This is a genomic window from Chenggangzhangella methanolivorans, from assembly GCF_019797865.1.
GTDB lineage: Bacteria > Pseudomonadota > Alphaproteobacteria > Rhizobiales > Methylopilaceae > Methylopila > Methylopila methanolivorans.
In genome coordinates, this window is the sequence record NZ_CP081869.1 from 2,173,561 (window position 1) to 2,197,477 (window position 23,917).

Below are 23,917 nucleotides of genomic sequence, written 5' to 3' on the forward strand. Positions count from 1 at the left end.
GGGCCGCGGCTCAGGCCTTCTGCCAGTTCCGCGCGTCGCTCTTGTAGGACTTCGCCGCCCCCGCCCGCACCGTGCGGCGGAAGGCGTCGAGCGGCGCGACGTGGACGTTCGCCGGCAGCCGCAGGTCGGGCTCGGCGACGATCGCGCGCGCGATCACGCGCGTTACGAGGCCGGGGCCGGTGGCGAGCCAGATCGACTCGCCCGCCCCCAAGAGCACGTTCTCGGTCGCCTCCTCCAGCAGCCTGGCGACCAGCGGATGGCCGGCGGCGGCGGCGATGAAGTTGTTGCCGAGCGAGCCGAGGCGCTCCTGGTAGAGCACGAGCTCCGCGCCGTCGGGGACAAGGCTCGTCAGCGGCCGCTCGCAGGCGTCGTCGGCGTCGAGATAGGCGCCGCCGAACTCGTGGAGCGCGGCGTAGCGGAACAGGTCCGCGCGCATCGCGACATGCGGGGCCGCCTCATAGGCCCGGATCACGCGCCAGTCCGACAGCGAGCCGAGAAAGCGCCGCGCGGCCGCGTCGTTCCACCGCCGGCTGATCCGGTCGGCGTTGGCGGCGCGCGCCTCGGCCATGCAGCGCTCGACGTCGGCCGGCGCCTCGGCTCCGTCCCAGAACTGGTGCAGCAGCTTCGGCGGACCGCCGCGGTCGCTCGCCTCGGCGCGGAAGCCGAGCCGGCCGGAGCGCGCGCAGGCGACGATCAGTCCGAGCGCGGGGCCGAAGGCGTTCGGATCGCGGCGCACCTGCTCGGCGGCGGCCGCCGCCAGCGCCTCGTCGCCCTCGCCGGCCCGCGCGTCGAGCTCGCCGAGCGCCTCGCCCGAAAGGCGCAGCTCGTTCACCACCTGCCCGGTCAGGCTCCTGAGGCGCCCGCCGCCGCTCGTCGCCGCCCCGCCGTCCACCGCCTCGCGCGGCGTCTTCCTCAGCGCGGCCCAGGCGGCGGCCGGGCGCATCGCGCCGATGTTCGCCCAAGCCAGCCCCTCGGCGGCCGTCCGGTTGGCGGGCGCGGCGGTCAGGATGGATTCGGCCTGCTCCTGCGCGCCGGCGTAATCCATCGTCATCAGCGCGAGGTTGAGCTCGAACAGGTCGCGGCCGAGCCGCTCGCGGGCGTCGTCCTCGGCGAAGCCGTCCATCCGGCCGCGCGCCTCCTCCCACCGCCCGAGCGTGAGCAGCAGATTGGCCTGCGTCACCTTCAGTCTCGGCGTGTCGGGATCGGGCGCGGCCGCGAGCGTGGAGAGCGCCTGCTCGTAGCGGCCGAGACGCGTCAGCGCGCGCACATATCGAAGCCGCCGCTTCTCGCTCTGCGGCGCGGCCGCGACCTCGGCGGCCAGGATGGAGGCCGCGCCCTCGAGATCGCCGGCCGCCGAGGCGACGCCGGCCCGGACCTCGGCGAGGCCCTCATAGGACGGGCGCGACGCGGCGAGGCGCTGGAGTTCGGCGGCGGCCTCGTCGACGCGGCCTGCGCCCGCAAGCAGCAGCGCGCGTTCGCCGACGAGCTCCGCGGCGTCCGGCGTGGCCGCAAGCCCGTCCTCGACGGCCGCGAGCGCCTCGACGGTCCGCAACAGACGAGCGAGCGCCCTCGCCCAGCGCACGCGCTTCGACGCGTCCGCGGGATCGGCCGTGACGGCGGCGCGCGTCGCAGCCTCGATCTGAACGAGATCCCCGGAGGCGCCGGCGAGGTCGGCGCGCATCCTCGCAAGCTCTGGCAGCTCGACGCCGGAGCCCTCCAGGCGGTCGAGCTCGGCCCGCGCCTCGTCGAGCCGGCCAAGCGTCACGAGCAGCGAGACGCGCGTCGCCGAGAGCTGGATCTGGTCCGGATCACGGCGCAGGCCCTCGTCGACGGCGGCGAGCGCCTCGAGCGGGCGCGACAGGCGCACGAGCGCGCGCGCCCAGCGCCGCCGCCGCTCGGCGTCCCGCGGCTCGTCGGCTGCGTCGGCGCGCAGGATCGCTTCGGCCGCCGCCGGATCGCCGGCGGCCTCCAGAACCTCGGCCCGCAGGGCCGGCAGGCGCCGGTCGCGCCCGCTCAGCGCCGCGAAGCGGTCGAGCTCGGCCTGCGCGTCCGAGGCCCGGCCGAGACGGCACAGCAGCCGGACGTGGTCGGGAAACAGCTTCGTCGGCGCCGCGCGCTGGGCGCGGCCAAGCGCTTCGAGCGCCTCCTCTTCCCGCGACAGGCGCATCAACGCCCGCGCCCAGCGACGGAGCCCCCCGGCGTCGTCTGGACGCGCGGCGCAGTCGGCGGCGTAGATCGTCTCGGCGGCGGCGTGGTCGCCGTCGGCCTCGGCGAGGGCGCCTCGCAGTTCGGGAAGCCTCGGATCGTCGTCACGGACGACGGCCGCGAAGGCCTCCGTCGCCGTCCGCGCCTCGTCGATCCGGCCGAGACGCCGCAGCAGCGCGACGCGCTCGAACAGCAGCTTCGGCTCGGAGGGCGCGCGCGCCAGCGCCTCGTCGACGATCGCCGCCGCCTCTTCGGTCCGCGACGCCTTGGCGAGCGTGCGGACCCAGCGCTTCAGCCAGTTGAGGTCGTCGGGGCGACGCCCGGCCTCGGCGCGGAAGAACGCCTCGGCGGCGACCGGGTCGTTGCGCGCGTCGGCGAGCGCGCCGCGCAATTCGGCGAGCCGCTCCTGCGCCGGGTCGAGCGCCGCCAGCCGTTCGACCGCCGCGCCGGCGTCGTCGATCCGCCCCAGCCCGAGCAGGAGGGCGGCCTGCTCGGCGACGAGATCGAGGGCTTCCGGATCGGCGCGGAGGCTTGTTTCAAGACAGGCGAGCGCGTCTTCGAAACGACCTTCCCGGCGCAGCTTGCGCGCCTGCTTCAGGCGCTTCGACCCGGAGGGGTGCTCGATGCTTCGCGTGATGTCGGTCATGAGCGCGCCATCGGCAGGTCAGGCGGCGATTGGCCGGATCTCGCCGGCGGCGTCCGCGATCGAGGCGCCGGAGCGAGAGAAAACGAACTGGCCTTCCACGCCGCAGATCCCCCCGGATCGACTTCCTTACGCGCCCGATCGAGTGACGGATTCGCTTCAATGAACGGTACGTTCTCACTGCAAAAGGCCAGAGGCCCGCGAGTGAGTCGAGAGAAATCCGGGGCGCCGCAGCCACCCCGGGGACCTCGCTCGCATGCGCAGGCCCCTAAGCGCCGAACCGCGCGCGGTAGTCCTGGGGCGTGGCGGCGAGCAGGCGCAGGAAGCTTCGGCGCATCGTCTCCTCGGAGCCGAAGCCGCAGCGTTCGGCGATCCGCTTGCCCGGCAGCCTGGTCTCGGCCAGCAACTGGCGGGCGGCCTCGACCCGGAGCCGCTCGACGGCGCGGGCGGGCGTCACGCCGGTCTCCTCGACATAGCGCCGGCTGAAGCTGCGCTCGCTCATGCCGGCTTCGGCGGCGAGCGTTGCGAGCGACAGGTCCCCGGAGAGGCGCGTCCGGATCCAGCGATGCAGCGCGCCGAACCTGTCCTGCGACGTCTGCAGCGACAGCGCGGCGCTGAATTGGGCCTGGCCGCCCGGCCGCTTCAGGAACACCACGAGATGGCGCGCGACCGCGAGCGCCATGTCGCGCCCCAGATCCTCCTCGACGAGCGCGAGCGCGAGGTCGATCCCCGCGCTGACGCCGGCCGAGGTCCAGACGTCGCCGTCGCGGATGAAGATCGGGTCGGGCTCGACCTCGACGGCGGGGTGGCGCTTGGCGAGCGCCTCGCAGAACGACCAGTGCGTGACGGCGCGCCGTCCGTCGAGCGCGCCCGCCGCCGCCAGAAGGAACGCCCCGGTGCAGACCGAGGCGGTGCGCCGCGCGCGGCCCGAGCGGGCGGCGACCCAGGCCACGAGCCCTGCGTCCTCGGCCGCGGCGTGGACGCCGCCGCCGCCCGCGATCACCAGCGTGTCGATCGCCGAGCCGGGATCGGGAAGCGCCTCCGTCGCGAGCGTGACGCCCGCGGTCGACACGACGCTCGCGCCGCCGCTGGCGACCAGCCGGCAGAGATAGGGCGCCGCGTCTCCGGCCCTCGCCGCATAGTCGTTGGCGGTGGCGAAGACCTGCGTCGGGCCCGCCACGTCGAGCAACTGCACCGCCGGGAAGGCGACGACCTCGACGACGCGCGGTTCTGCAGCGCGCGACGGGTTTGGCGGAAAGCGAGGGGTCTTTGGCATCTCCGCCAGAGAGTGGCCGGCTAGGGTGGATCTGTCCAGTCCACCCGAGGAGGCGCACATGACCCCCGCCGACGCCCATCTCCAGATCGGTTCGCTGCTGTTTGAAGGCCTCGACCAGATCGACCTCACCGGCCCCTACGAGGTTCTGGCCCGGATCCCCGACGCGACCTATCGCGTCTATGGCCGGACGGCCGATCAGGTCCGCGACGTCCGCGGCCTCCGGATCGCGCCCGACGCCGCGATCGCCGACGCCCCGCAGCTCGACGTGCTGCACATCCCTGGAGGCCTCGGACAGGAGGCGCTGATGGAGGACGAGGCCGTGCTCGGCTGGATCCGCCGCCAGGCGGCGGGCGCGAAGATCGTGTTCTCCGTCTGCACCGGCGCGCTCGTCTGCGGCGCGGCCGGGCTGCTCAAGGGACGGCGCGCCACCACCCACTGGAACTCGATCCACCTGCTGCCGTTCTTCGGCGCGACGCCCGTCGACGAGCGCGTGGTGGTCGACGACGGCTTCGTGTTCGCCGCGGGCGTCACCGCCGGGATCGACGGCGCGCTGAGGCTCGCGGCGATGCTGCGCGGCGAGGACGTCGCGCAGGCGATCCAGCTTTACATGGCCTATGCGCCCGAGCCGCCCTTCGACAGCGGGGACCCGAAGACCGCGCCGGCCGCGGTGCTCGCCGAGGCGCGGCGGGCCGTCGCCGACGTCACGGCCAGGCGCGAGGCCACCGCGCGCCGCGTCGCAGCCCGCCTCGGCGTGGCCGTCGGGTGAGCGCCGGCGGGCGTTTCGTCCGGGCGCTCCGGCGTGTCACTCTGGGCGACCAACGGTCCGTGACCTCGCGAGCCCGACACGCCGATGTTCGACTGGAACGACCTCGCCTTCTTCGTCGAGCTTGCGCGGCACGGACGCCTCGCGCCCGCGGCCCGGCGCCTGAAGGTCGACAACACGACGGTGAGCCGGCGCATCGCCGAGCTCGAGCGCAGCCTCGACGCCAAGCTGTTCCAGCGCGGCTCGGACGGCTTCGAGCTCACGGAGGCGGGCGACAAGCTGTTCGTCATCGCCGAGGCGATCGAGCAGAAGATGATCTCGGTGCCCGAGGCGCTCGGCCTCGAGGACACGAGCTCGCCCTCGGGCCGGGTGCGGGTCGCCAGCATGGAGGGCATCGCGGCCTTCTACCTGTCGGCGCGGTTCGCGGAGTTCGCCGCCGTCATGCCGGGCCTCGTGGTCGAACTCGTCACAGAGCGGCACCTCATCAACCTGACGAAGCGCGAGGCCGACATCTCGGTCTCGTTCGTGCCGCCGAACGGCCCGCGGCTCTCGGTGCGGCGGGTCGGCGAGTTCCGCCTCGCGCTGTTCGGATCGGAGGCCTATTTCGCCCGGCGCGGACGGCCGGCCTCGCCCGCGGAGCTGCAGGACCACGATTACGTCGATTATGTCGAAGACCTGATCGCCATCGAGCCGGTCCACTGGCTGATGGAGGTGCTGAAGCCCGGCAGCGTCGTCTTCCGCTCGACCAGCATGGCGGCGCAGCAGACCGCGGTCGCGACCGGGGCGGGACTGGCGCTGCTGCCGCTTTTCTCGGCGAAGACAAATCCGGCGCTCGTCCCCGTCCTGCCCGACGAGGTGATCGTGCGGCGCGAGCTCTATCTCGGTGTCCATCAGGACATCGAGCATCTCGCCCGGGTCCGCGCCGTGACGCGGTTCCTGACGGAGCTGTTCGCGCGGGGGGCGCCCTATCTGAACGAATTCTGAGCACGCCCTGCGAGAATGCAGCGACGGTTGCGGATTTTCCGCCTCGCCGGATCCGCAACCCTGGCGGTTAATGCGGCTCGCCATTTCCGGGAGCCGCTTCGATGTCCGCAACTTATCCCAGGTTCAAGGCCGCGGCCTGCCATGTCGCGCCTGTGTTCCTCGACAGCATGGGGACCGCCGAAAAGGCCGCCGCGCTGATCGAGGAGGCGGCCCGCGCCGGCGCCTCGCTGGTGGTCTTCCCGGAAGGCTACATGCCGGGCTTTCCGCTCTGGGCGGCGCTGCGCGCGCCGATCCGCAACCACGACCTCTTCAAGCGCCTCGCGGCGGAGTCGGTGCGTCTAGACGGGCCGGAGCTCGCGGTCGTGCGGGCGGCGGCGCGCCGCCACGGCGTCATCGTCTCGATGGGGTTCAGCGAGGGCACGGATGCGAGCGTCGGCTGCCTCTGGAACTCGAACGTCCTGATCGGGCGGGACGGCAGGACCCTCAACCACCATCGCAAGCTGGTCCCGACCTTCTTCGAGAAGCTGATCTGGGCGAGCGGCGACGCGCGCGGCCTGCGCGTCACGCCGACCGATCTCGGCCGCGTCGGCATGCTGATCTGCGGCGAGAACACCAATCCGCTCGCGCGCTACGCGCTGATGGCGCAAGGCGAGCAGGTCCACATCTCGACCTATCCGCCCGCCTGGCCGACGCGCGTCCCCGGCGACAGCGCCGCCTACGACCTGAAGCGCGCGATCGAGATCCGCGCCGGCGCGCATTCCTTCGAGGCCAAGGTCTTCAACATCGTCTGCTCCGCCACGCTCGACGCCGACGCGAAGGCGACGCTGTCGGACGGCGACGCGGCGCTCGCCGACGTCATCGAGCGAACGCCTGCGGGCGTGTCGATGGTGCTCGACCCGGCCGGCGCGCTCGTGACCGAGACCCATGAGGGCGAGGGAGCGCATCCTCTACGCCGACATCGACACGGCGGCCTGCGTCGAGCCCAAGCAGTTCCACGACGTCGTCGGCTACTACAACCGCTTCGACATCTTCCGCCTCAGCGTCGACCGCACGCCGCGCGAGCCGATCTCCTTCGGGGCCGAGGCCGCGGCGCCGGCCTGGACCGACGCCGACGCGGACGAGCCCGCCCGCAGCGAGCCGCAGGGCCTTTCGCTCGTCGAAGCCGGCCGGCGCGCGGCCCGCTGATCCCCTCGAACGCCGAACCCGCAGCCCCGGAGGAAGATGACCCATGGTCTCCATCGATGACGCCGCCGCGCTGCCGGCCGCACCCGACGATTTCGTGCGTCTCGCGCGCAGACGCACGCGGGTCGCGGTCGCGCTCAGCCTCGTGATGATCGCGATGTATTTCGGCTTCATGGCGATGTTCGCCTTCGCCAAGCCGACCATGGGGACGATGCTCGCGCCCGGACTGTCGCTGTCGATCCTGCTCGGGGCCGGGGTGATCGTCGGCTCCTTCGCGCTCTGCCTCGTCTACGTCGTCTGGGCCAACCGGTTCTACGATCCGGCCGTGCGCCGCATCATGTCGTGAGGATCATGCCATGCAGGCCGCCAACAATCCGCTCGCCGTCGCCTTCTTCTTCGTCTTCATGGCGCTGACGCTCGGCGTCACCTACTGGGCCGCGCGCAGGACGCGCACCACCGAACAGTTCTTCGCAGCCGGCGGGCAGATCACCGCCTGGCAGAACGGCTGGGCGCTCGCGGGCGACTTCCTCAGCGCCGCGGCCCTGCTCGGGATCGCAGGCATCATCACGTCGAACGGCTTCGACGGGCTGATCTACTCGATCGGCTTCCTGGTCGGCTGGCCGATCATCGCCTTCCTGATCGTCGAGCCGCTGCGCAATCTCGGCAAGTTCACCTTCGCGGACGTCGTGGCGTACCGGCTGAAGCAGCGCCCGGTGCGCGTCGCGGCGGCGTTCGGCACGCTCGTCGTCATCCTGCTCTATCTGCTCGCGCAGATGGTCGCGACCGGGGCGCTGATCAAGCTGCTGTTCGGCCTGCCCTACGCCGCCTCGGTGGTGGTGGTCGCCGCGATGCTGGTCTACGTGATCTTCGGCGGCATGCTCGCCACCACCTGGGTCCAGGTGATCAAGGCCGTGCTGCTGCTTCTCTCGGCGGCCTCGTGCTCGCGCTGCTGGTGCTGGCGCATTTCGAGATGAACCCGCTGACCCTGTTCCAGGCGGCCGCCGAAAAGCACGGCGAGCGCGTGCTCCAGCCGGGATCGAAGGTCGCTGGCAGCGGCTGGGACGCGATCTCGCTCGGCGTCGGTCTGATGTTCGGCACCGCGGCGCTGCCCCACATCCTGATGCGCGTCTTCACCGTGCCGGACGTGCGCGAGGCGCGGATGTCGATCCTCTACGCCACCGGCATCATCGGCTCGTTCCACCTGCTCGTCTTCGTCATCGGTTTCGGCGCGATGATGCTGGTCGGCCCCGAGGTCGTGGCCAAGGCCGGCGGCGGCGGCAACATGGCGGCGCCGCTGCTGGCGCTCACCATCGGCGGCGACGCGTTCTTCGGCTTCATCTGCGCGGTCGCCTTCGCCACCATGCTGGCGGTCGTCGCCGGGCTGACGCTGTCGGGCGTCGCGACCGTCTGCCACGACCTCTGGGTCAATGTGGTGCGCAACGGCGAAGCGCCGGAGCGCGAGCAGCTGACCGTCGCGCGGATCGCCACAGTCGCGATCGCGGCGCTCGCGATCTTCCTCGGCATCGTGTTCGAGGGCCAGAACGTCGCCTTCATGGCCGGCCTCGCCTTCGCGGTCGCGGCGGCCGCCAACTTCCCGGCGCTGCTGCTCTCGATCGCCTGGAAGCGCTTCACGACGGCCGGCGCTGTCGCCAGCATCCTGGTCGGAACCGTCTCCTCGCTCGTGATGATCTGCCTGTCGCCGACCATCCAGGTCGACGTGCTGGGCAAGAGCCTCGCCGAGGTCTCCCAGGCCTGGTGGTTCGTGCCGATGAAGAACCCGGCGCTGATCTGCATGCCGCTGTCCTTCGCGGCGGCCGTGGCGGCCTCGCTCTTGACGAGGGACGAGGCGGCGGACCGGGCGTTCCTGCCCATGCAGCGCCGCATCATGTTCGGCGCGCGCGGCCCCTCGTCGCTCTGATCCGCGAGCCCGAAGTTCGCCTGACGCGCCGCGGCTTGTATGATCCGCGGCGCCGGTCCCCGATCTGGACCGACGGCCGCGGAGGCCGTGAGGCGACGGAGCGATCGGTGACGGAAGACGCCAAGACAAAGGCCCGGGGGCTGTTCGACCGCCCGGGCTTCCTGACGCGCCGCCTGCACCAGATCTACGTGTCGATCTATCACGAGGAATGCGAGGCGTTCGGAACGACGCCAGTGCAGGCGAGCGTCCTGCAGGTTCTGCTGGTCCGCCCCGGCGCGGATCAGGTTTCGCTGGCGGCCGACATCGGCGTCGACCGGACGACGACGTCGAACGTGCTGGCGCGCCTCGAAGCGCGGGGCCTCGTCCGGCGCGAAGCGACCGACGAGGATCGCCGGATCCGCAAGGGGTTTCTCACGCAAGCCGGCGAAACGCTGATCGTCGAGATGCAGGACGCGCTGCAGCGCGCCCATCATCGCCTGATGGAGCCGCTGCCGGAAGAGGACCGCGACCGCTTCATCCAGCAGATGAAGGCGCTGGTCAGGGGCAACAACGGCCTCGGCCGCGCGGTCCTGAAGGACTTTTAGAGCGCCCTAGGTCCAATCCTGCTCCCCGCGTCATGCCGGAATTATCAGACGTCAGAAGCCGGGGTCGTCGTCCTCGGGACTTTCGACCTCCGACGTCCGCCCGTTCCAGCGCATGATCTTGGGCGCGGCGATCCCGAACAGATCGAGCGCGCGCGCGACCGACTGGTCGACGATGTCGTCGACGGTCGCGGGCCGGTGATAGAACGCCGGGACCGGCGGCATGATGATCGCGCCGTTGCGGGTCGCCTGCGCCATCAGCTCGATATGGCCGAGGTGGAAGGGCGTCTCCCGCAGCATGAGGACGAGCCGGCGTCGCTCCTTCAGGCAGACGTCGGCAGCCCGGATGACGAGCTCGTCATTGTAGGAATGCGCGATCCCGCTGAGGCTCTTGATCGAGCACGGGGCCACCAGCATGCCCTCCGTGACGAACGAGCCCGACGAGATCGACGCGCCGATGTCCCTGTGGCTGTGGACGTGGTCGGCGAGCGCCCGGACGGCGTCGCCGGTCATGTCGAGCTCGGCGTTGATCGTGCGGATGGCGGCCGGCGTCAGCACGAGATGGGTCTCGACGTCGGCCGTCTCGCGGAGAAGCTCGAGCGCGCGCACCCCGTAGATGACGCCCGAGGCGCCGGTGATGGCGACGATCAGGCGCTTCATGATCCCGCTCCGCTTGCGTCGGCTCGTCCGCGGCACGCCGCGACGATGACGGAGACGGCGGCCGACGCGCTCTCCGGCGAGCCGGCGACCACGGCGCGAAGATTGGCCTCGGCGAGCTCGGGGCCGGGCGGCGCCGGCGCGCCCAGCGTTTGCGCGAACCCGTCCAGCATGGCGAGCTGGAGCAGCTCGGACTGAAGCTCGACGGCCTTCACCGCGGAGCGCAGCTCCTCGTGGCCGGGCGGCGGCGAGGACAGGCGCTTCATCGCCCGCCGGACGGCGCGCAGGGGAGCCACGACCGCGTCGCGCCACTCCGCGACATGGCCGCGCGCGCGGGCGACGTCCTCGGCGCCGAGCCTGCGGCCGAGCTCCGCGCCCGCCCAGGCCGCGAACAGCACGACGTTGACGTCCTGGCCATGCTCGTCCTGCAGCGCGAGACAGGCCTCGCTCACCCCTCCGCGCCGTAGACCGCGACCGCGAACTCCCGCAGCGGCGCGGCGGCGCGGTCGGACGCGCTGTGTCCAGCCTCGCCCGTCATCCGATCTTGACGCCGGCGCGCTCGAGGATCGCCCGGGCCTTGGCGCGCTCCTCCTCGGAGATCACCAGGCGTTCGGCGAAGTCGCGGCCGGTCGGGCGCGTCGCGTCGATCCCCATCTTGGTCAGCGTGAAGTTCTCCGGGTCCGAGCTCGGGTCGAGGATCGCGCCCTTGCAGCCCGGCACGAAGAAGATGTCCTTCTCGGCGCGCACGCGGGTCGCGATCGCCCAGAACACGTCGTTCATGTCGAAGATGTCGACGTCGTCGTCCACGACGATGACGTATTTGGTGTAGAGCTCGGTCGAGAGCGCCGCCATCGCGGCCATTTGCGGCTCGCCTTCGGCGATCTTCTTCAGCGAGATCACCGCCATGAAGGCGCCGCAGGTCGAATGCGGCACGTGGACGTGGACGGCCTGCACGTTCGGGATGTTGCGCTTCAGCGCGTTCAGGATCTCGCCCTCGCGCGTGATGCAGGAAATCAGGATGTGGTCCTTGGACATGCCGGCTACGACGCTGTGGAATATGGCGTCGCGGCGCATCCGGACCCGATGGGCCACGAACACGTTCTGGGTGCTGCGGTAGGACGCGTAGCCCGTGAACTCGGACGGGTAGCCCGTGACTCGCCGAACGGGCCTTCCGGCTCGTGGACGCCGGCGAGGATCTCGCCCTCGATGACGATCTCGGCGCCGGCGGGGACCTCGAGGTCCTGCACGCCGCAGCGCGCCAGCCGGTAGGGCTCGCCGAACAGCCCGCCGATGATCTCGAACTTCCGCACATGGGGCGGATAGGCATAGGTCATCGAGCCCATGTAATGCAGCGGGTGGACGCCGAGCGTGATCGCGGCCGGCAGCGACTGGCCCATCTCCTCGGCGCGGCGGTGGAACTCGTGCATGCGGCGGCGCGAATGCAGCGACACGCCGAGCCGGTTCTTGCCCTTCAGCATCAGGCGGTGGAAGCCGGTCGTGTCGACCCCGGTCTTCGGGTCGCGCGCGGTGATCTGGCCGGCCGTGATGTAGGGGCGCCGCGTCCACCGTGAACTGGTGGGGGATCGGCAGCCGGGTGAGGTCGACGTCCTCGCCCTCGAACACGATCTCGTCCCACGCGCCGCGGTCGACCGTCTCGCAGGGAATGTAGCGCTGGCTGCCCTCGCGGAAGACGGTCGGCAGGTCGGCTTCGGTCGTGCTCAGGCACTCCGCGAGCAGCTTGCGGCTCGCCGCGATGTTGGTGACGCAGGGCATGCCCTTGCCGCCGATGTCGTCGAACATGACCACGGGGCTGCGCCCGGCACGGTCCAGCTCGAACACGATCGACGTCGACTGGTAGCGCGTCTCGATCGGCTCGGAGACGCGCAGGAAGTGGTCGGGGTGCTGGTCCCGGACCATGTTGAGGAACCCGCGAAGGCTCTGCGGATCGGCGTTCGGAAACGGAGTCACGTCAGCCCCTGCTGTTCGGGCTGCGCCGGGTTTCGGCGGAGCCCAGGAAATGTCTGCGCGCGTCGCGCCATCGGTCGCGGCGCCCGCCGGCGGCCGGAGAGCGGCGTCCGTTCGCAAGGTCAAGGACACGCGGCCCCGCCCGGATCGGACGCGACGCAGATCATCAGCATACTGATGATAGCGACGCTTCTGTACGGCGGCGGCCGATGCGCCCGCGGTCGATAATCAGTATGCTGATGATCTTGCCCGGCGTCAAAGCGGTTTTGTGGGCGTCGGGCGCCCATGTCCGCGCCAGCGCGCGCGGCCGGACGTCGCCGCCGGGGCGCGCGCCTGTGGACCGCGCCCTCTCGGCGGGGTTTCGGCGCGGGCGTCTTCCGGCCTGGCGCCCTATCCTCTTCTCTTCGGCGGGTGTCGGCCCGCGACGAGCCTGGAGGAGCGACATGCTGGCCTTCACGACGACGGCCTCGCCGGTCGGGGAACTCACGCTGGCGGCGAGCGGCGCCGGGCTCGCGGCGATCCTCTGGGAGAACGACCGCCCGGGCCGCGTGCCGCTCGGCGACATGACGCGGGACGACCGGCACGAGACGCTCGCCGAGGCGAGCCGGCAGCTTGGCGAGTATTTCGCGGGGCGGCGGACCCGCTTCGACCTGCCCCTCGACTTCCAGGGCACCGACTTCCAGCGCGACGTCTGGGCCGCGCTCGTCGCGATCCCCTATGGCGAGACGCGCAGCTATGGCGAGATCGCCCGCGCGGTCGGGCGGCCCGACGCGGTGCGAGCCGTCGGCGCCGCCAACGGGCGCAACCCGATCTCGATCGTCGCGCCGTGCCACCGCGTCATCGGCGCCTCGGGCAAGCTCACGGGTTTTGCGGGCGGCCTGAACGCCAAGGCGTTCCTGCTGGAGCTCGAGCGCTCGAGGACGACGCCGGACCTGTTCGCCGCGGCGTCCTAAAAACGCGCGGAAACCGCGGGCCTTGAGAGCGGATGCAGAGAACCGCCGCCCCTTTAAGAACTGACGCGGGGAAGCCCAGCCCGTCATCCCGGGCCTGACCCGGGATCCAGAACCGACGCCGCAGCGAGATCTGGATCGGCCGCCTCGGCTCTGGATCCCGGCTCTGCGGCCGGGATGACGGCGAGGATCGCGCGTTCAACCGCCGCCCTTGAGAACCGACGCGCCGGAACCACCGCCCGTCATCCCGGGCCTGTCCCGGGATCCAGAACCGACGCCGCAGCGGGATCTGGATCGGACGCCTCGGTTCTGGATCCCGGCTCTTCGGCCGGGATGACGGCGAGGATCGCGCGTTCAACCGCCGCCCTTGAGAACCGACGCGCCGGAACCGCAGCCCGTCATCCCGGCCGCAGAGCCGGGATGAGGGCGAGGATCGCGCCTCAAACCGCCGCCTTGAGAACTGACGCGGGGAACCACAGCCCGTCATCCCGGGCCTGACCCGGGATCCAGAACCGACCCCGCAGCGGGGTCTGGATCGGACGTCTCGGTTCTGGATCCCGGCTCTGCGGCCGGGATGACGACGAGGATCGCGCGTGAAACCGCCGCCCTTGAGAACCGACGCGGGGAACCACAGCCCGTCATCCCGGGCTTGACCCGGGATCCAGAACCGACGCCCTCCCGGGATCTGGATCAAACGCCTCGGTTCTGGATCCCGGCTCTGCGGCCGGGATGACGGCGAGGATCGCGCGTGAAACCGTCGCCCTTGAGAACTGACGCGGGGAACCGCAGCCCGTCATCCCGGGCCTGTCCCGGGATCCAGAACCGACGCCGCTGCGGCATCTGGATCGGCCGCCTCGGTTCTGGATCGGACGCCTCGGCTCTGGATCCCGGCTCTGCGGCCGGGATGACGGCGAGGAGGTTCGGGAGCTTCGCCCCCTCCGCCGCAGAAGAAAAAACGCGGCGCTCCTTCCGGAACGCCGCGCCGCGTGAGTTTCAGGCGAAGTCCCGACTGCTCAGCAGTCGAGCGTGTTGTCGCGCTCCCACTGGCTGAGCGTGCGGCAATAGTTGTTCCATTCCTGCATCTTGAGCTTGGAATAGGCGGTGACGAACTCGTCGCCGAACATGGTCCGCGTGGCCTTCGAGCTCTCGAACAGGCGCAGCGCGTCAAGCAGGTTGAGCGGCAGCTTCTTCACGCCGCGGACCTTGTGCCCGTCGGTGTACATGTTGATGTCGAGGCGCTTGCCGGGATCGCGCTTGTTGTCCATGCCGTCGAGGCCGGCGGCCAGGATCGCGGCCTGCAGCAGGTAGGGGTTGGCCGCGCCGTCGCCGAGGCGGAACTCGAACCGGCCCGCATCCGGAATGCGGATCATGTGGGTGCGGTTGTTGCCCGTATAGGTGATCGAGTTCGGGGCCCAGGTCGCGCCGGACGTGGTCCGGGGCGCATTGATGCGCTTGTAGGAGTTCACCGTCGGGTTGGTGAGCGCGCAGATCGCGTCGGTGTTGTGCATCAGGCCGCCGATGAAGTGGTAGCCGAGCTCGCTGACGCCGAGCTCCCCCTTCGGGTCCTCGAACAGGTTCTTCTTGCCGTCCCACAGCGACACATGGGCGTGGCAGCCGGAGCCGGTGAGGTTCACGAAGGGCTTGGGCATGAACGTCGCGCGCAGGCCGTGCTTCTCGGCGATCGACTTCGCCATGAATTTGTAGAAGGCGTGCTGGTCGGCGGTCTGGAGCGCGGGGCCGTAGTTCCAGTTCATCTCGAACTGGCCGTTGGCGTCCTCGTGGTCGTTCTGGTAGGGGCCCCAGCCGAGCTGGATCATCGCGTCGCAGATCTCGGTGATGACGTCGTAGCGACGCATCAGGGCCTGCTGGTCGTAGCAGGGCTTCTCTGCGGTGTCGGAGGGGTCGGAGATCGCGGTGCCGTCGGCGTTCACCAGGAACATCTCGGGCTCGATGCCCGACTTCATCTGGTAGCCCGACTTGGCGATCATGCGCTTGAGCAGGTTGCGCGGCGCCTGCTCGACCTCCTTGCCGTCCATCCAGAGGTCGGCGGCCAGCCAGCCGACTTCCGGCTTCCAGGGCAGCTGGATCAGGCTCTCGGGATCGGGCTTGGCGAAGAGGTCGCTGTCCGACGGGCTCATGTCGAGCCAGGTGGCGAAGCCGGCGAAGCCCGCGCCCGCCTTCTGCATGCCGCCGATCGCGTCGGCCGGCACCAGCTTGGCGCGCTGGGCGCCGAACAGGTCGGTGTAGGAGATCAGGAAGTACTTGATGCCGCGATCTTTCGCGACTTTGGCCAGATCGGACGCCATTCGTGTCAGTCCCCGTGCTCGTCATCCCGGCCGAGCGAAGCGAGCGCCGGGATCGTCCTCAGAAAAAAGCGCCATTCCGGAGCACGATCCCGGATCGGCCCGACGGCCGTCCAGGATGACGCCGCCGGCCGGCCGGCCTTAGAAGCTTCCGGTCTGCCCGGGGATCCAGTTGGTGCCCGCGAGCGGAACCTGGGCCATGGCCGCGGCCTCGATGGTCAGCGCCACGAGATCCTCGGGCTCGAGGTTGTGGACGTGGCTCTTGCCGCAGGCGCGCGCGATGGTCTGGGCCTCGAGCGTCATGACCGAGAGGTAGTTGGCGAGGCGCCGGCCGGCCTTCACGGGGTCGACGCGCTTCATCAGCTCGGCGTTCTGCGTGGTGATGCCGGCCGGGTCGAGGCCCTCGTGCCAGTCGTCATAGGCGCCGGCGTGGGTGCCGAGCTTCTGGTACTCGTCCTCCCACTGCGGGTCGTTGTCGCCGAGCGCGACGAGCGCCGCCGTGCCGATCGCGACGGCGTCGGCGCCGAGCGCGAGCGCCTTCGCGACGTCGGCGCCGTTGCGGATGCCGCCCGAGACGATCAGCTGCACCTTGCGGTGCATGCCGAGGTCCTGGAGCGCCTTCACGGCGTTGCGGATGCAGGCGAGCGTCGGGATGCCGACATGCTCGATGAACACCTCCTGCGTGGCGGCGGTGCCGCCCTGCATGCCGTCGACCACCACGACGTCGGCGCCGGCCTTCACCGCGAGCGCGGTGTCGTAATAGGGCCGCGAGGCGCCGACCTTGACGTAGATCGGCTTCTCCCAGTCGGTGATCTCGCGCAGCTCCTCGATCTTGATCTCGAGGTCGTCCGGGCCGGTCCAGTCGGGGTGGCGGCAGGCCGAGCGCTGGTCGATGCCCTCGGGAAGCGTGCGCATCTTGGCGACGCGCGGGGAGATCTTCTGACCCAAGAGCATGCCGCCGCCGCCGGGCTTGGCGCCCTGGCCGACGACCACTTCGATCGCGTCCGCCTTGCGGATGTCGTCCGGGTTCATGCCGTAGCGCGAGGGCAGGTACTGGTAGACGAGCGTCTTGGAATGCCCGCGCTCCTCCTGCGTCATGCCGCCGTCGCCGGTGGTGGTGGAGGTGCCCATCTGGCTCGCGCCGCGGCCGAGCGCTTCCTTGGCGGGGCCCGAGAGCGAGCCGAAGCTCATGCCCGCGATGGTGATCGGGATCTTGAGCTCGATCGGCTTCTTGGCGAAGCGGGTGCCGAGCACGACGTCGGTGCCGCACTTTTCGCGATAGCCTTCGAGCGGATAGCGCGAGATCGAGGCGCCGAGCATCAGCAGGTCGTCGAAGTGGGGCAGCTTGCGCTTCGCGCCGGCGCCGCGGATGTCGTAGATGCCGGTCGCCGCGGCGCGGCGGATTTCGGCCAGCGTGTGCTGGTCGAAGGTCGCCGACTCGCGCGGGAGCGTGCGGGGCGCGGCGTTGGGGTTCTTGACGTGCTCGTTCATGACGGGTCTCGCTGCGGAGCGGGAGTGCGTGCTTCGAGACGCGCCGCCGGGGCGGCGCTCCTCAGCATGAGGGACGTGGAGAATGGCAGGCCGGGACCGACCTCATGCCGAGCAGCGGCCGTCTGGCCGCGTCTCGAAGCACGCAGTCGGCCTGGCCAAGGCGCCACCTCAGTACGCGCCGGCGTTGTCGACGTGGAAGTGGTAGAGATTGCGGGCCGAGCCGTAGCGCTTGAACTCGCCCGGATCGATCTGGCCGTCGACGCCCGCGGTCTTGAAGCGCTCGAAGAGCTGAGCCTTGTGCTCGTCGCGCATTTCCTTCTCGACGCAGTCCGAGCCGAGGCTCTTCACCGAACCGCGCACGTAGAGCCGCGCCTCGTAGATCGAGTCGCCGAGCGCTTCGCCCGCGTCACCGAACACGGTGAGCGTGCCGGCCTGCGCCATGAAGGCCGACATGTGGCCGATCGAGCCCTTCACGATGATGTCGACGCCCTTCATCGAGATGCCGCAGCGCGCCGCCGCGTTGCCCTCGATCAGGAGCGTGCCGCCATGCGCGGTCGCGCCGGCGGCCTGGCTGGCGTCGCCCTCGATGTGGACGAAGCCCGACATCATGTTCTGCGCGACGCCGACGCCCGCGGAGCCGCGGATGTGGATCGTGGCGTGCTTGTTCATGCCGCCGCAATAGTAGCCGACCGGGCCGTCGACCTCGACGGTCACCGGCGCGTCGACGCCGGCGGCGATGGCGTGGAGGCCGCGCGGGTTGGTCACGCGCCACAGGGAGGCGTTGGAGCCTTCCTTGAGCGCGTGGAGCGCGGAGTTGAGCTCACGGACCGTCGACGACGACAGGTCGAAGGCGTGGCTCTGGGTGCTGGCGTTCATCGGGCGGTGTCCCCTGGATGCTCGAATGTCGTGTCTCAGGCCGCCTTGCGGTCCCAGAAGTAGACCTTGGCCGGCTCCGGCTCCCAGACCTTGGCGGTCTCGATGCCCGGAAGGCCGGCGAGCGCGCGGTATTCCGAACCGAACGCGACATACTGGTCGGTCTCGGCCATGACGGCCGGCTTGCAGGCGATCGGGTCGCGCAGCACGCCGAAGCCGGTCTCGGTGCCGACCACGAAGGTGTAGAAGCCGTCGAGGTCGTCGAGCGAGTCCTCGAGCGCCTCGCCGAGCGAGCGGCCGTCCTTCATGCGCTGGCTGATGTAGGCGGCTGCGATCTCGCTGTCATTGTCGGTCTCGGCCTTGAAGCCCTGGCGCTCGAGCACGCGGCGGAGGCCCCGGTGGTTCGAAAGCGAGCCGTTGTGCACGAGGCACTGGTCGGTTCCGGTCGAGAACGGATGCGCGCCGTTGGTGGTCACCGCGCTCTCGGTCGCCATGCGGGTGTGGCCGATGCCGTGGGTGCCCGACATCTGCTCGAGCTTGAAGCGCCGGGCGACGTCGATCGGCAGGCCGACCTCCTTGTAGAGCTCCATGCGCTCGCCGGCGCCGACGACCGAGACGCCCTCGACGGTTGCAAGCGCGGCGCGGGCCTCGGCCTCCTTGGCGGCGTCGACGGTGAGCACCGCATGGGTCGAGCGCTCGACGATCGAGGCGCCGTTTCCGACGACCTTTTCGAGCGCCTTGAAGTCATAGCCTTCGACGGCGCGAAGGGTGAGCTTCACCTTGCCCTTCTCGCCCGCGCCGTAGACGGCGAAGCCCGCCGAGTCCGGCCCGCGGCCGCACATCACGTCGAGCATCTCGCTCAGCATCTCGCCGAGCTTCGGCTCGAGCGACTTGTCTTTCAGGAAAAGGCCCACGATCCCGCACATGAGGCGTCGCTCCGATCAACCGTCGCGGCCTGCGCCGCGGTTGATGCGAACGCTAGACGGGGTCGCGGACCACGTCAATCGAACAGGAAAGAAATATTCTTTAAAAGAAACTTTTGCACTGCACCATCTAGGCGCGGCGCGCGGCGTGACGCCCGCATAACGTTCAGCGCCCGGGCCGGCGCTCGATGCGGTCGGTGACGAAATAGAGCGCGTCGGGCGCCCGCGAGGCCGTCAGCACGAAGTCCACCGCGCGGCGCGACCCGCCGCGCTCGGCCTCGACGCGGACCGTGAACGCCTTGGGCTCGCTCTCCACCGTCACGAATTTGGCGGCGTCGCCGAGAAGGCGCTCGACGGCGTCGCTCTGGCCCTCGTTCTGGCGCTCGGTCTGGGCCGCGGCCTTGAGGGCGGGGATCTGGTCGGCGAGCCGGGCCCCGCCGGGAATGAGCCGAAGCGTCGCGACGCTCGCCTCGAGCACCGCGATCTTGCCGTCGGGATTGTGCACGGTGAGGTAAGGCCGCAGCTGCCGCACCTGCGCCGGGGTGACGTCGAGCACGTTCTGAAGCTCGTCGATCCGCTCGAACGGCGCGTTGGCGGGCAGCCGGTTGGGCCCGGCGGCGGAATATTGCGGGATCTCCGCCCCGCCATTGTCGGAGGGTTCGTCGTCGAGGTCGCGATAGTCGATCACCGGGCCGCGAAGGTCTCGGGCCGCATACCGGGCGCGCCGATCGCGGTCCAGAGCGCCGCGAGCAGCTCCGGCGGCGCGCCGTTGAGATCAATTTTGCCGGCTTCCGAGGCGGCGAACAGCGTCACCACCCCGTCGTTGAGGCGGATGCGCTGGCCGTTCACGAGCTCGGCCGGTCGGCGCAGCGAGAACAGCTCGTAGCCTGCGAGCTCGAGGCCCGACTGCATCAGCGCGTCGATCACAAGCGCTTCGCGCGCCGAGGCCGCGCCCACCACGGCGGTGCGCGTCAGATAGGCGACCGCGGCCGCCAGCCCGCCGAGCACGATCAGCGAGACGAGCACGGAAACGAGAATGAAGCCGTCGCGGCCGCCGCGCCTCACATCGGCTCTCCGTCGGAGCCTTGCCGCCCGGCCGCAGGGCGGCCCGGCTGCGTCGCGCCTCCCGCCCCGCCGGACTGGTCGCGGTCGACGCGGCTGCAGAAGCGCTTTTCGGGATCGGCGCAGCCCGGCTCGCCCGACAGCAGGATCGGCACGCGCAGCGAGCCGAGCGGCCGGCCGGTCGCGATGTCGGAGCGGTCGATCCGCACCGCGGCCGGCATGCGGCGCCGGTCGGTCCAGGCGTCGAGGATCACCTCTTCGCCGTTCTGGTCCTTGTCCACATAGGCGAAGCGGATCCGCTCCGGCCCCGGGGCCACGCGCGCCACGGGGCCGAGGCGAACGGCGTCCGGCCCCTTGGCCTCCGGGCCGATCGCGCCCTCCGCGCGCAGCACCGCGCCCGAGGCGTCGACCTGGTAGACCACGAGGACCGGGGCCCGAAGCCCGGTCGCGAGCTCCGGCGTCAGCGCGAACAGCACCCGCTCCGGGGTGCCCGAGAACACGAAGTTGCGGTCGGGCTCCTTTTCGGCCGCCTGCTGCTCGCCGTCCGGCGACTGGCGGGGATCGGCGTTCGATCGGCCGCCCGTCTGCGGGCCGCCGTCGTCCTCCTCGTTCGAGCCCGGGCGAGGGCGCGCGTTCGGGCTCGCTCCGCCCGGCTGTGCAGCGGCCCGGGTCGGCGTCGCGCCGCCAGCCGTCCGCTCCTCCGGGGCCCAGCGCTGGCGGCTCGTCTGCCGAAGCTCGCTCGCGACGGTCCAGACGGTGCGGCCGGCGACCTCCATGGTCTCGACCCGGAAGGCGGTGCGGTCGGCGGAGCGGCGCAGCATGCCCGTGAAGGCGAGCAGCGCCGCGATCAGCAGCGCCGAGATCGCGAGCGCCGACAGCGCCTCGACCAGCAGGAACCCGTCGCGGCCCGAGCCTGGACAGCCCCCGCCGGAACGTCGCGGCCCCCGGCCGTCCGCCCGCGCGCCCATCTACTCCACCTTCGTCAGGTGAAGCGTCTCGATCGTGAGCGGGCGCCCGCGCCCGTTCGCGACCGACACGACGACGCGCATCGGCTTCCAGCGCGCGGCCTCCTCGGCCTGCTTGCGCGCGGCCTGCGGATCATCGCCGCCGGCCCCTTCCCCGCCCGCGGCGGCCCCGGCCTTCGGCGGCGGCGCGGCCTGCAGCGGCAGGACGATCGGCTCGGTCGAAACCGTCCAGGCCAAGCCGTCGGTCTCGCCGGTCCGCACGCCGGGCGCGGCGGCGAGCCGGTCGAGCTCGGTCTCGACGAGCGAGCGCGCCACCGCCTCGGCCGCAAGCGTCGACTGGGCGCGGTCGAGCCCGAGCCGCGCGGTCACGAAGCCGCGCACCGTCACGACCATCACGACCGCGAGCACGACGAGCGCCACCAGCGTCTCGATCAGCGTGAAGCCCGCCCGGGCGCCGCCGCGCGTCATTGCGCGCGCCTGTCGTCGGCGCGGATCTCGACCGCGGAGGTGAGGCGGTCGACGGTGAGCTTCAGCCGCCGCCCGCCGCCGGCGTCGAGCGTCAGCTCGCCGCCGCTCGAGCGGCCGTCGGGAAAGAAGCGGAATCCGGAGAAGCGGTCGGCGGAGAGCCGCATGCCGATCGCGGTCGGCATCCACACCGTCTCGGCGCCCGCCCCGGAGGCGACGCGGCGGCGGCCGAAATCGACGACGCTCGCCACCTCCTTGTCGAGCCGGCGCGCGGCGTCGCGGTCCTTGCGCAGGAGAGCCGCGGCCTCGTAGGCCTTGGTGCGGAGCGCGGCGCCGCCGTCGAACGGGCGCGCCCGCGGCAGCGCCAGCGTCGCCACCAGCGCGATCAGCGCGAGCGCGAGCATCAGTTCGATGAGCGCGAAGCCCCCGCGGGCGCCGCGCCCCGACCGTAATCCGTCAGTCGTTGACGATGTCGGCCGCGTCACCTTCGCCTCCGCGGCGGCCGTCCGAGCCGAGCGACGAGATCCCGTATGCCTTGGTGCGGCCGGGCGTGCGGTATTCGTACGCGTTGCCCCACGGGTCCATCGGAATGGATCCCTGCTGGACGTAGGGACCGGCCCACTTGTCCTGGCCGGCCGGGGCCTTCACCAGCGACTGGAGCCCCTCCGAGGTCGTCGGGTAGCGGCCCATGTCGAGGTAGTAGAGGTCGAGCGCCGCCGAGAAGGACTGGAGCTGCAGCCGCGCGGCGCGCTCGCGCGAGCTCGACAGATAGCCGAGGACGCGGGGGCCCACGAGGCTCATCACGAGCCCGAGGATGACCAGCACGACGAGCAGCTCCACCAGCGTGAAGCCGCCCGTGCGGTCGCGGCGCGAAGCCCTGTCGGGGCGGGTCCTGAAAATCGTCATGCGCGGAAAACCCTACACCAGAAGATCGTTGATGCTCGTCAGCGCCGTCATCACCGACACGATAAGCCAGCCGACGAGCGCCGCCACAAGCATCATCATCACGGGACCGATGACGGCGACGAGACGGCGCAGGCTCGTCTCGAGCTTCGTCTCGTAGAAGCTCGAGATCCGCGACGCGCTGTCCGGAAGCCGCCCGGACTCCTCTCCCACGCGCAGCATCTGCGTCACATGCGCCGGAAGGAAGGCGTGCCGCGACAAGGCCTCCGACAGCCGGTGGCCTTGCCGCACGTCCGCGATCGCGGCGTCGATGGCGAGCGCGGCCGAGGGCACGCGCACGATGTCGCGGATGAGCCGCAGCGCGTTGGTGATCGGCACGCCGTTCGCCAGCAGGATCGCGAGCGTGCGGCAGAAGGTGACGGTGAGCTCGTGGTTGAGCATCGTGCCGGTCAACGGCAGCCGGGAGAACAGGCGCACGAACAGGTTGCCGCCGCGGCTCAGGCGGCTTGCGAGCAGCAGGAGCACGAGCGCGCCCGCGACGCCGATCACCAGCAGGTCGACATTGTCGCGGAACCAGCGCGACAGGTCGAACACGAAGGTGGTCGAGGGCGACAGCCGCGAGCGAAACCCCTGCAGCGCGCCCTCGAACTGCGGGATGACGAACAGCAGCACGAACGACATCACGCCGAGCGCCGCGACGAACAGGAAGGCCGGATAGGCGATCGCCGAGGTGAAGGAGCGCTTCAGCTTCTCGTTGCGCTGCCGCTCGGTCGCGATGTCGGAGAGCGCTTCCTCGAGCCGGCCGGCGCTTTCGGCCACCTGCACGGTCTGGACATAGACCGGCGGGAAGGAGCGCGGGTGAAGGCTGAGCGCCTGGCTGAAGCTCTTGCCGCCCGCGATCTCGAGATGAAGCTCCTCGATGAGCCGCACGAGCCAGCGCCGCCGCTCCATCTGGGTCAGGATCATCAGCGCCTGGTTGAGCGGCACGCCGCCCTTCAGCAGCATCGCGAGGTCGAGCGTGAAGCCGGTGATGTGCTCGGGCGAGGGCTCGGGCGTCAGCTGCTCGCGCCAGCTCCGCTTCGGCTTGCCGTCGGTCTCGAAGGCCGAGACGGGCGTGAAGCCCGCGCGGTCGAGTTCGGCCAGCACTTCCGCGCGCGAGGCCCCCTCCATGGAGCCAGCCACCATCCGGCCCGCAGGGTTGATGGCCTTGTATTCGAACAGCGCCATGGCGGGTCAGCCGGCCGCGGTCATGCGAGCAGGTCCGCGGCCTGTTCGAGGCCCGAGCCCCACACCGCAAGGACCGCCGGCGCAAGCAGCGCGCCGAGCGGAAGACGCGCCTCGGCGGAGCTGCGCAGCGCGAGCGCGACCGCAAGGCCCGCGAGCGAGGCTGCGAACAGCGCGAGCGCGAAGCCCGCCGGGCCCACCAGAACGCCGGCGGCCGCCGCGAGCTTCACGTCGCCGAAGCCCAGCCCGTCATGGCCGCGCAGCCGGTAGTAGATCTCCCGCACGCCCCACAGCGCCGCCCCACAGAGCGCGCCGGAGCCGAGCGCGAGCAACGCGGTTTCGGACGAGAACCCGTCGGAGGCGAAGCGGACGCCGAGCGCTAACGCGCCCAGCGCGAAATTGGCGCCGTCCGGGATCGTGAAGTCGCGCACGTCGCTCCAGGAGATCCAGATGACGGCGAGGCAGAGCGCGAGCGCGCCGGTCGGCGCGGCGGTGCGCGGTTCGAACGCGATCAGCGCCGCCAGAGCGAGCGCGGCGGCCGCGACCCCGGTTTCGAGCATGACGTCGCGCGCCATGGCCGGCGC

General features: G+C 71.1%; 23 protein-coding genes and 3 pseudogenes. 7 read left to right on the plus strand and 19 right to left on the minus strand.

What is annotated here, in order from left to right; translation table 11 throughout:
• Positions 1 to 10 precede the first annotated feature (10 nt).
• The gene (locus tag K6K41_RS11370; protein ID WP_261405130.1) at positions 11 to 2,851 is read right to left on the minus strand and encodes a tetratricopeptide repeat protein; all 2,841 of its coding nucleotides are present in this window, start codon (positions 2,849 to 2,851) and stop codon (positions 11 to 13) included.
• Positions 2,852 to 3,116: 265 nt separating this feature from the next.
• Entirely contained in the window at positions 3,117 to 4,124 is a 1,008-nt protein-coding gene (locus K6K41_RS11375; protein WP_261405131.1) for a GlxA family transcriptional regulator, read from the minus strand.
• A gap of 58 nt (positions 4,125 to 4,182) precedes the next feature.
• Between K6K41_RS11375 and K6K41_RS11380 the strand changes: the two genes are divergently transcribed.
• From K6K41_RS11380 to K6K41_RS11410, 6 genes and pseudogenes are all read left to right on the plus strand, one after another.
• Positions 4,183 to 4,890, plus strand: a complete 708-nt coding sequence (locus tag K6K41_RS11380; protein ID WP_261405132.1) for a DJ-1/PfpI family protein — start codon at positions 4,183 to 4,185, stop codon at positions 4,888 to 4,890.
• Positions 4,891 to 4,974: 84 nt separating this feature from the next.
• On the plus strand, positions 4,975 to 5,871 hold the full coding sequence (locus K6K41_RS11385) for a LysR family transcriptional regulator (RefSeq protein WP_261405133.1): 897 nt from the start codon (positions 4,975 to 4,977) through the stop codon (positions 5,869 to 5,871).
• 101 nt (positions 5,872 to 5,972) lie between these two features.
• A pseudogene (locus K6K41_RS11390) lies at positions 5,973 to 7,056 on the plus strand (carbon-nitrogen hydrolase family protein).
• A gap of 43 nt (positions 7,057 to 7,099) precedes the next feature.
• A complete protein-coding gene (locus K6K41_RS11395; RefSeq protein ID WP_315855181.1) occupies positions 7,100 to 7,399 on the plus strand; it encodes a DUF485 domain-containing protein in 300 nt (99 codons plus the stop codon).
• Between the two features lie 10 nt (positions 7,400 to 7,409).
• Positions 7,410 to 8,971 (plus strand): annotated as a pseudogene (locus tag K6K41_RS29430) (sodium:solute symporter family transporter).
• A 107-nt stretch (positions 8,972 to 9,078) separates the two neighbouring features.
• Positions 9,079 to 9,555, plus strand: a complete 477-nt coding sequence (locus tag K6K41_RS11410; RefSeq protein WP_261405136.1) for a MarR family winged helix-turn-helix transcriptional regulator — start codon at positions 9,079 to 9,081, stop codon at positions 9,553 to 9,555.
• Positions 9,556 to 9,606: 51 nt separating this feature from the next.
• On the opposite strand, the gene K6K41_RS11415 is transcribed toward K6K41_RS11410, so the two are convergent.
• The 5 genes and pseudogenes from K6K41_RS11415 to K6K41_RS30375 all read right to left on the minus strand — a co-directional run.
• Positions 9,607 to 10,212, minus strand: coding sequence for a UbiX family flavin prenyltransferase (locus tag K6K41_RS11415; RefSeq protein WP_261405137.1), 606 nt, complete (start codon positions 10,210 to 10,212; stop codon positions 9,607 to 9,609).
• Positions 10,209 to 10,661: a TIGR02444 family protein gene (locus K6K41_RS11420; protein WP_261405138.1), complete on the minus strand. Its 453-nt coding sequence runs from the start codon at positions 10,659 to 10,661 to the stop codon at positions 10,209 to 10,211. The genes K6K41_RS11415 and K6K41_RS11420 overlap by 4 nt, the downstream gene beginning before the upstream one ends.
• A gap of 82 nt (positions 10,662 to 10,743) precedes the next feature.
• The gene (locus tag K6K41_RS11425) at positions 10,744 to 11,244 is read right to left on the minus strand and encodes a hypothetical protein (RefSeq protein WP_346433445.1); all 501 of its coding nucleotides are present in this window, start codon (positions 11,242 to 11,244) and stop codon (positions 10,744 to 10,746) included.
• A 5-nt stretch (positions 11,245 to 11,249) separates the two neighbouring features.
• A complete protein-coding gene (locus K6K41_RS11430) occupies positions 11,250 to 11,756 on the minus strand; it encodes a UbiD family decarboxylase (protein ID WP_315855221.1) in 507 nt (168 codons plus the stop codon).
• 217 nt (positions 11,757 to 11,973) lie between these two features.
• Positions 11,974 to 12,126: pseudogene (locus tag K6K41_RS30375) on the minus strand (hypothetical protein); the annotation flags it as partial.
• A 491-nt stretch (positions 12,127 to 12,617) separates the two neighbouring features.
• On the opposite strand from K6K41_RS30375, the gene K6K41_RS11440 reads away from it, so the two are divergent.
• Entirely contained in the window at positions 12,618 to 13,127 is a 510-nt protein-coding gene (locus K6K41_RS11440) for a methylated-DNA--[protein]-cysteine S-methyltransferase (protein ID WP_261405141.1), read from the plus strand.
• Between the two features lie 1,010 nt (positions 13,128 to 14,137).
• Here the strand turns inward: K6K41_RS11440 and glnT are convergent.
• From glnT to K6K41_RS11500, 12 genes are all read right to left on the minus strand, one after another.
• A complete protein-coding gene (gene glnT / locus K6K41_RS11445; protein ID WP_261405142.1) occupies positions 14,138 to 15,430 on the minus strand; it encodes a type III glutamate--ammonia ligase in 1,293 nt (430 codons plus the stop codon).
• A 138-nt stretch (positions 15,431 to 15,568) separates the two neighbouring features.
• Positions 15,569 to 16,918: an FMN-binding glutamate synthase family protein gene (locus tag K6K41_RS11450; protein ID WP_261405143.1), complete on the minus strand. Its 1,350-nt coding sequence runs from the start codon at positions 16,916 to 16,918 to the stop codon at positions 15,569 to 15,571.
• A 168-nt stretch (positions 16,919 to 17,086) separates the two neighbouring features.
• A complete protein-coding gene (locus tag K6K41_RS11455; RefSeq protein WP_261405144.1) occupies positions 17,087 to 17,794 on the minus strand; it encodes a GltB/FmdC/FwdC-like GXGXG domain-containing protein in 708 nt (235 codons plus the stop codon).
• A gap of 35 nt (positions 17,795 to 17,829) precedes the next feature.
• The gene (locus K6K41_RS11460; protein WP_261405145.1) at positions 17,830 to 18,717 is read right to left on the minus strand and encodes a class II glutamine amidotransferase; all 888 of its coding nucleotides are present in this window, start codon (positions 18,715 to 18,717) and stop codon (positions 17,830 to 17,832) included.
• Between the two features lie 163 nt (positions 18,718 to 18,880).
• The gene (locus K6K41_RS11465; RefSeq protein WP_261405146.1) at positions 18,881 to 19,402 is read right to left on the minus strand and encodes a general secretion pathway protein GspK; all 522 of its coding nucleotides are present in this window, start codon (positions 19,400 to 19,402) and stop codon (positions 18,881 to 18,883) included.
• Positions 19,399 to 19,779 carry a hypothetical protein gene (locus tag K6K41_RS11470; protein WP_261405147.1) on the minus strand — a complete coding sequence of 127 codons (381 nt, stop codon included), beginning with the start codon at positions 19,777 to 19,779 and terminating at the stop codon, positions 19,399 to 19,401. The genes K6K41_RS11465 and K6K41_RS11470 overlap by 4 nt, the downstream gene beginning before the upstream one ends.
• Positions 19,776 to 20,744 (minus strand): hypothetical protein, encoded by a 969-nt coding sequence (locus K6K41_RS11475; RefSeq protein WP_261405148.1) that lies wholly within the window; start codon positions 20,742 to 20,744, stop codon positions 19,776 to 19,778. Before K6K41_RS11475 ends, K6K41_RS11470 begins: the two co-directional genes overlap by 4 nt.
• On the minus strand, positions 20,745 to 21,209 hold the full coding sequence (locus tag K6K41_RS11480) for a prepilin-type N-terminal cleavage/methylation domain-containing protein (protein WP_261405149.1): 465 nt from the start codon (positions 21,207 to 21,209) through the stop codon (positions 20,745 to 20,747).
• Complete coding sequence (locus K6K41_RS11485) at positions 21,206 to 21,610, minus strand: general secretion pathway protein GspH (RefSeq protein WP_261405150.1); 405 nt, start codon at positions 21,608 to 21,610, stop codon at positions 21,206 to 21,208. The genes K6K41_RS11480 and K6K41_RS11485 overlap by 4 nt, the downstream gene beginning before the upstream one ends.
• Positions 21,611 to 21,662: 52 nt before the next feature.
• The gene (gene gspG / locus K6K41_RS11490) at positions 21,663 to 22,112 is read right to left on the minus strand and encodes a type II secretion system major pseudopilin GspG (protein ID WP_261405151.1); all 450 of its coding nucleotides are present in this window, start codon (positions 22,110 to 22,112) and stop codon (positions 21,663 to 21,665) included.
• 12 nt (positions 22,113 to 22,124) lie between these two features.
• Positions 22,125 to 23,336, minus strand: a complete 1,212-nt coding sequence (locus tag K6K41_RS11495; protein WP_261405152.1) for a type II secretion system F family protein — start codon at positions 23,334 to 23,336, stop codon at positions 22,125 to 22,127.
• A gap of 20 nt (positions 23,337 to 23,356) precedes the next feature.
• Positions 23,357 to 23,908, minus strand: a complete 552-nt coding sequence (locus K6K41_RS11500) for a prepilin peptidase (RefSeq protein ID WP_261405153.1) — start codon at positions 23,906 to 23,908, stop codon at positions 23,357 to 23,359.
• Positions 23,909 to 23,917 lie beyond the last annotated feature (9 nt).

Excerpts from the sequence above, each read along its gene's own strand:
- K6K41_RS11370 (WP_261405130.1), bottom strand. The coding sequence starts at position 2,851 with ATGACCGACATCACGCGAAGCATCGAGCACCCCTCCGGGTCGAAGCGC.
- K6K41_RS11375 (WP_261405131.1), bottom strand. The coding sequence starts at position 4,124 with ATGCCAAAGACCCCTCGCTTTCCGCCAAACCCGTCGCGCGCTGCAGAA.
- K6K41_RS11380 (WP_261405132.1), top strand. The coding sequence starts at position 4,183 with ATGACCCCCGCCGACGCCCATCTCCAGATCGGTTCGCTGCTGTTTGAA.
- K6K41_RS11385 (WP_261405133.1), top strand. The coding sequence starts at position 4,975 with ATGTTCGACTGGAACGACCTCGCCTTCTTCGTCGAGCTTGCGCGGCAC.
- K6K41_RS11395 (WP_315855181.1), top strand. The coding sequence starts at position 7,100 with ATGGTCTCCATCGATGACGCCGCCGCGCTGCCGGCCGCACCCGACGAT.
- K6K41_RS11415 (WP_261405137.1), bottom strand. The coding sequence starts at position 10,212 with ATGAAGCGCCTGATCGTCGCCATCACCGGCGCCTCGGGCGTCATCTAC.
- K6K41_RS11425 (WP_346433445.1), bottom strand. The coding sequence starts at position 11,244 with ATGTCCAAGGACCACATCCTGATTTCCTGCATCACGCGCGAGGGCGAG.
- K6K41_RS11440 (WP_261405141.1), top strand. The coding sequence starts at position 12,618 with ATGCTGGCCTTCACGACGACGGCCTCGCCGGTCGGGGAACTCACGCTG.
- glnT (WP_261405142.1), bottom strand. The coding sequence starts at position 15,430 with ATGGCGTCCGATCTGGCCAAAGTCGCGAAAGATCGCGGCATCAAGTAC.
- K6K41_RS11450 (WP_261405143.1), bottom strand. The coding sequence starts at position 16,918 with ATGAACGAGCACGTCAAGAACCCCAACGCCGCGCCCCGCACGCTCCCG.
- K6K41_RS11455 (WP_261405144.1), bottom strand. The coding sequence starts at position 17,794 with ATGAACGCCAGCACCCAGAGCCACGCCTTCGACCTGTCGTCGTCGACG.
- K6K41_RS11460 (WP_261405145.1), bottom strand. The coding sequence starts at position 18,717 with ATGTGCGGGATCGTGGGCCTTTTCCTGAAAGACAAGTCGCTCGAGCCG.
- K6K41_RS11475 (WP_261405148.1), bottom strand. The coding sequence starts at position 20,744 with ATGGGCGCGCGGGCGGACGGCCGGGGGCCGCGACGTTCCGGCGGGGGC.
- K6K41_RS11480 (WP_261405149.1), bottom strand. The coding sequence starts at position 21,209 with ATGACGCGCGGCGGCGCCCGGGCGGGCTTCACGCTGATCGAGACGCTG.
- K6K41_RS11485 (WP_261405150.1), bottom strand. The coding sequence starts at position 21,610 with ATGCTCGCGCTCGCGCTGATCGCGCTGGTGGCGACGCTGGCGCTGCCG.
- gspG (WP_261405151.1), bottom strand. The coding sequence starts at position 22,112 with ATGACGATTTTCAGGACCCGCCCCGACAGGGCTTCGCGCCGCGACCGC.
- K6K41_RS11495 (WP_261405152.1), bottom strand. The coding sequence starts at position 23,336 with ATGGCGCTGTTCGAATACAAGGCCATCAACCCTGCGGGCCGGATGGTG.
- K6K41_RS11500 (WP_261405153.1), bottom strand. The coding sequence starts at position 23,908 with ATGGCGCGCGACGTCATGCTCGAAACCGGGGTCGCGGCCGCCGCGCTC.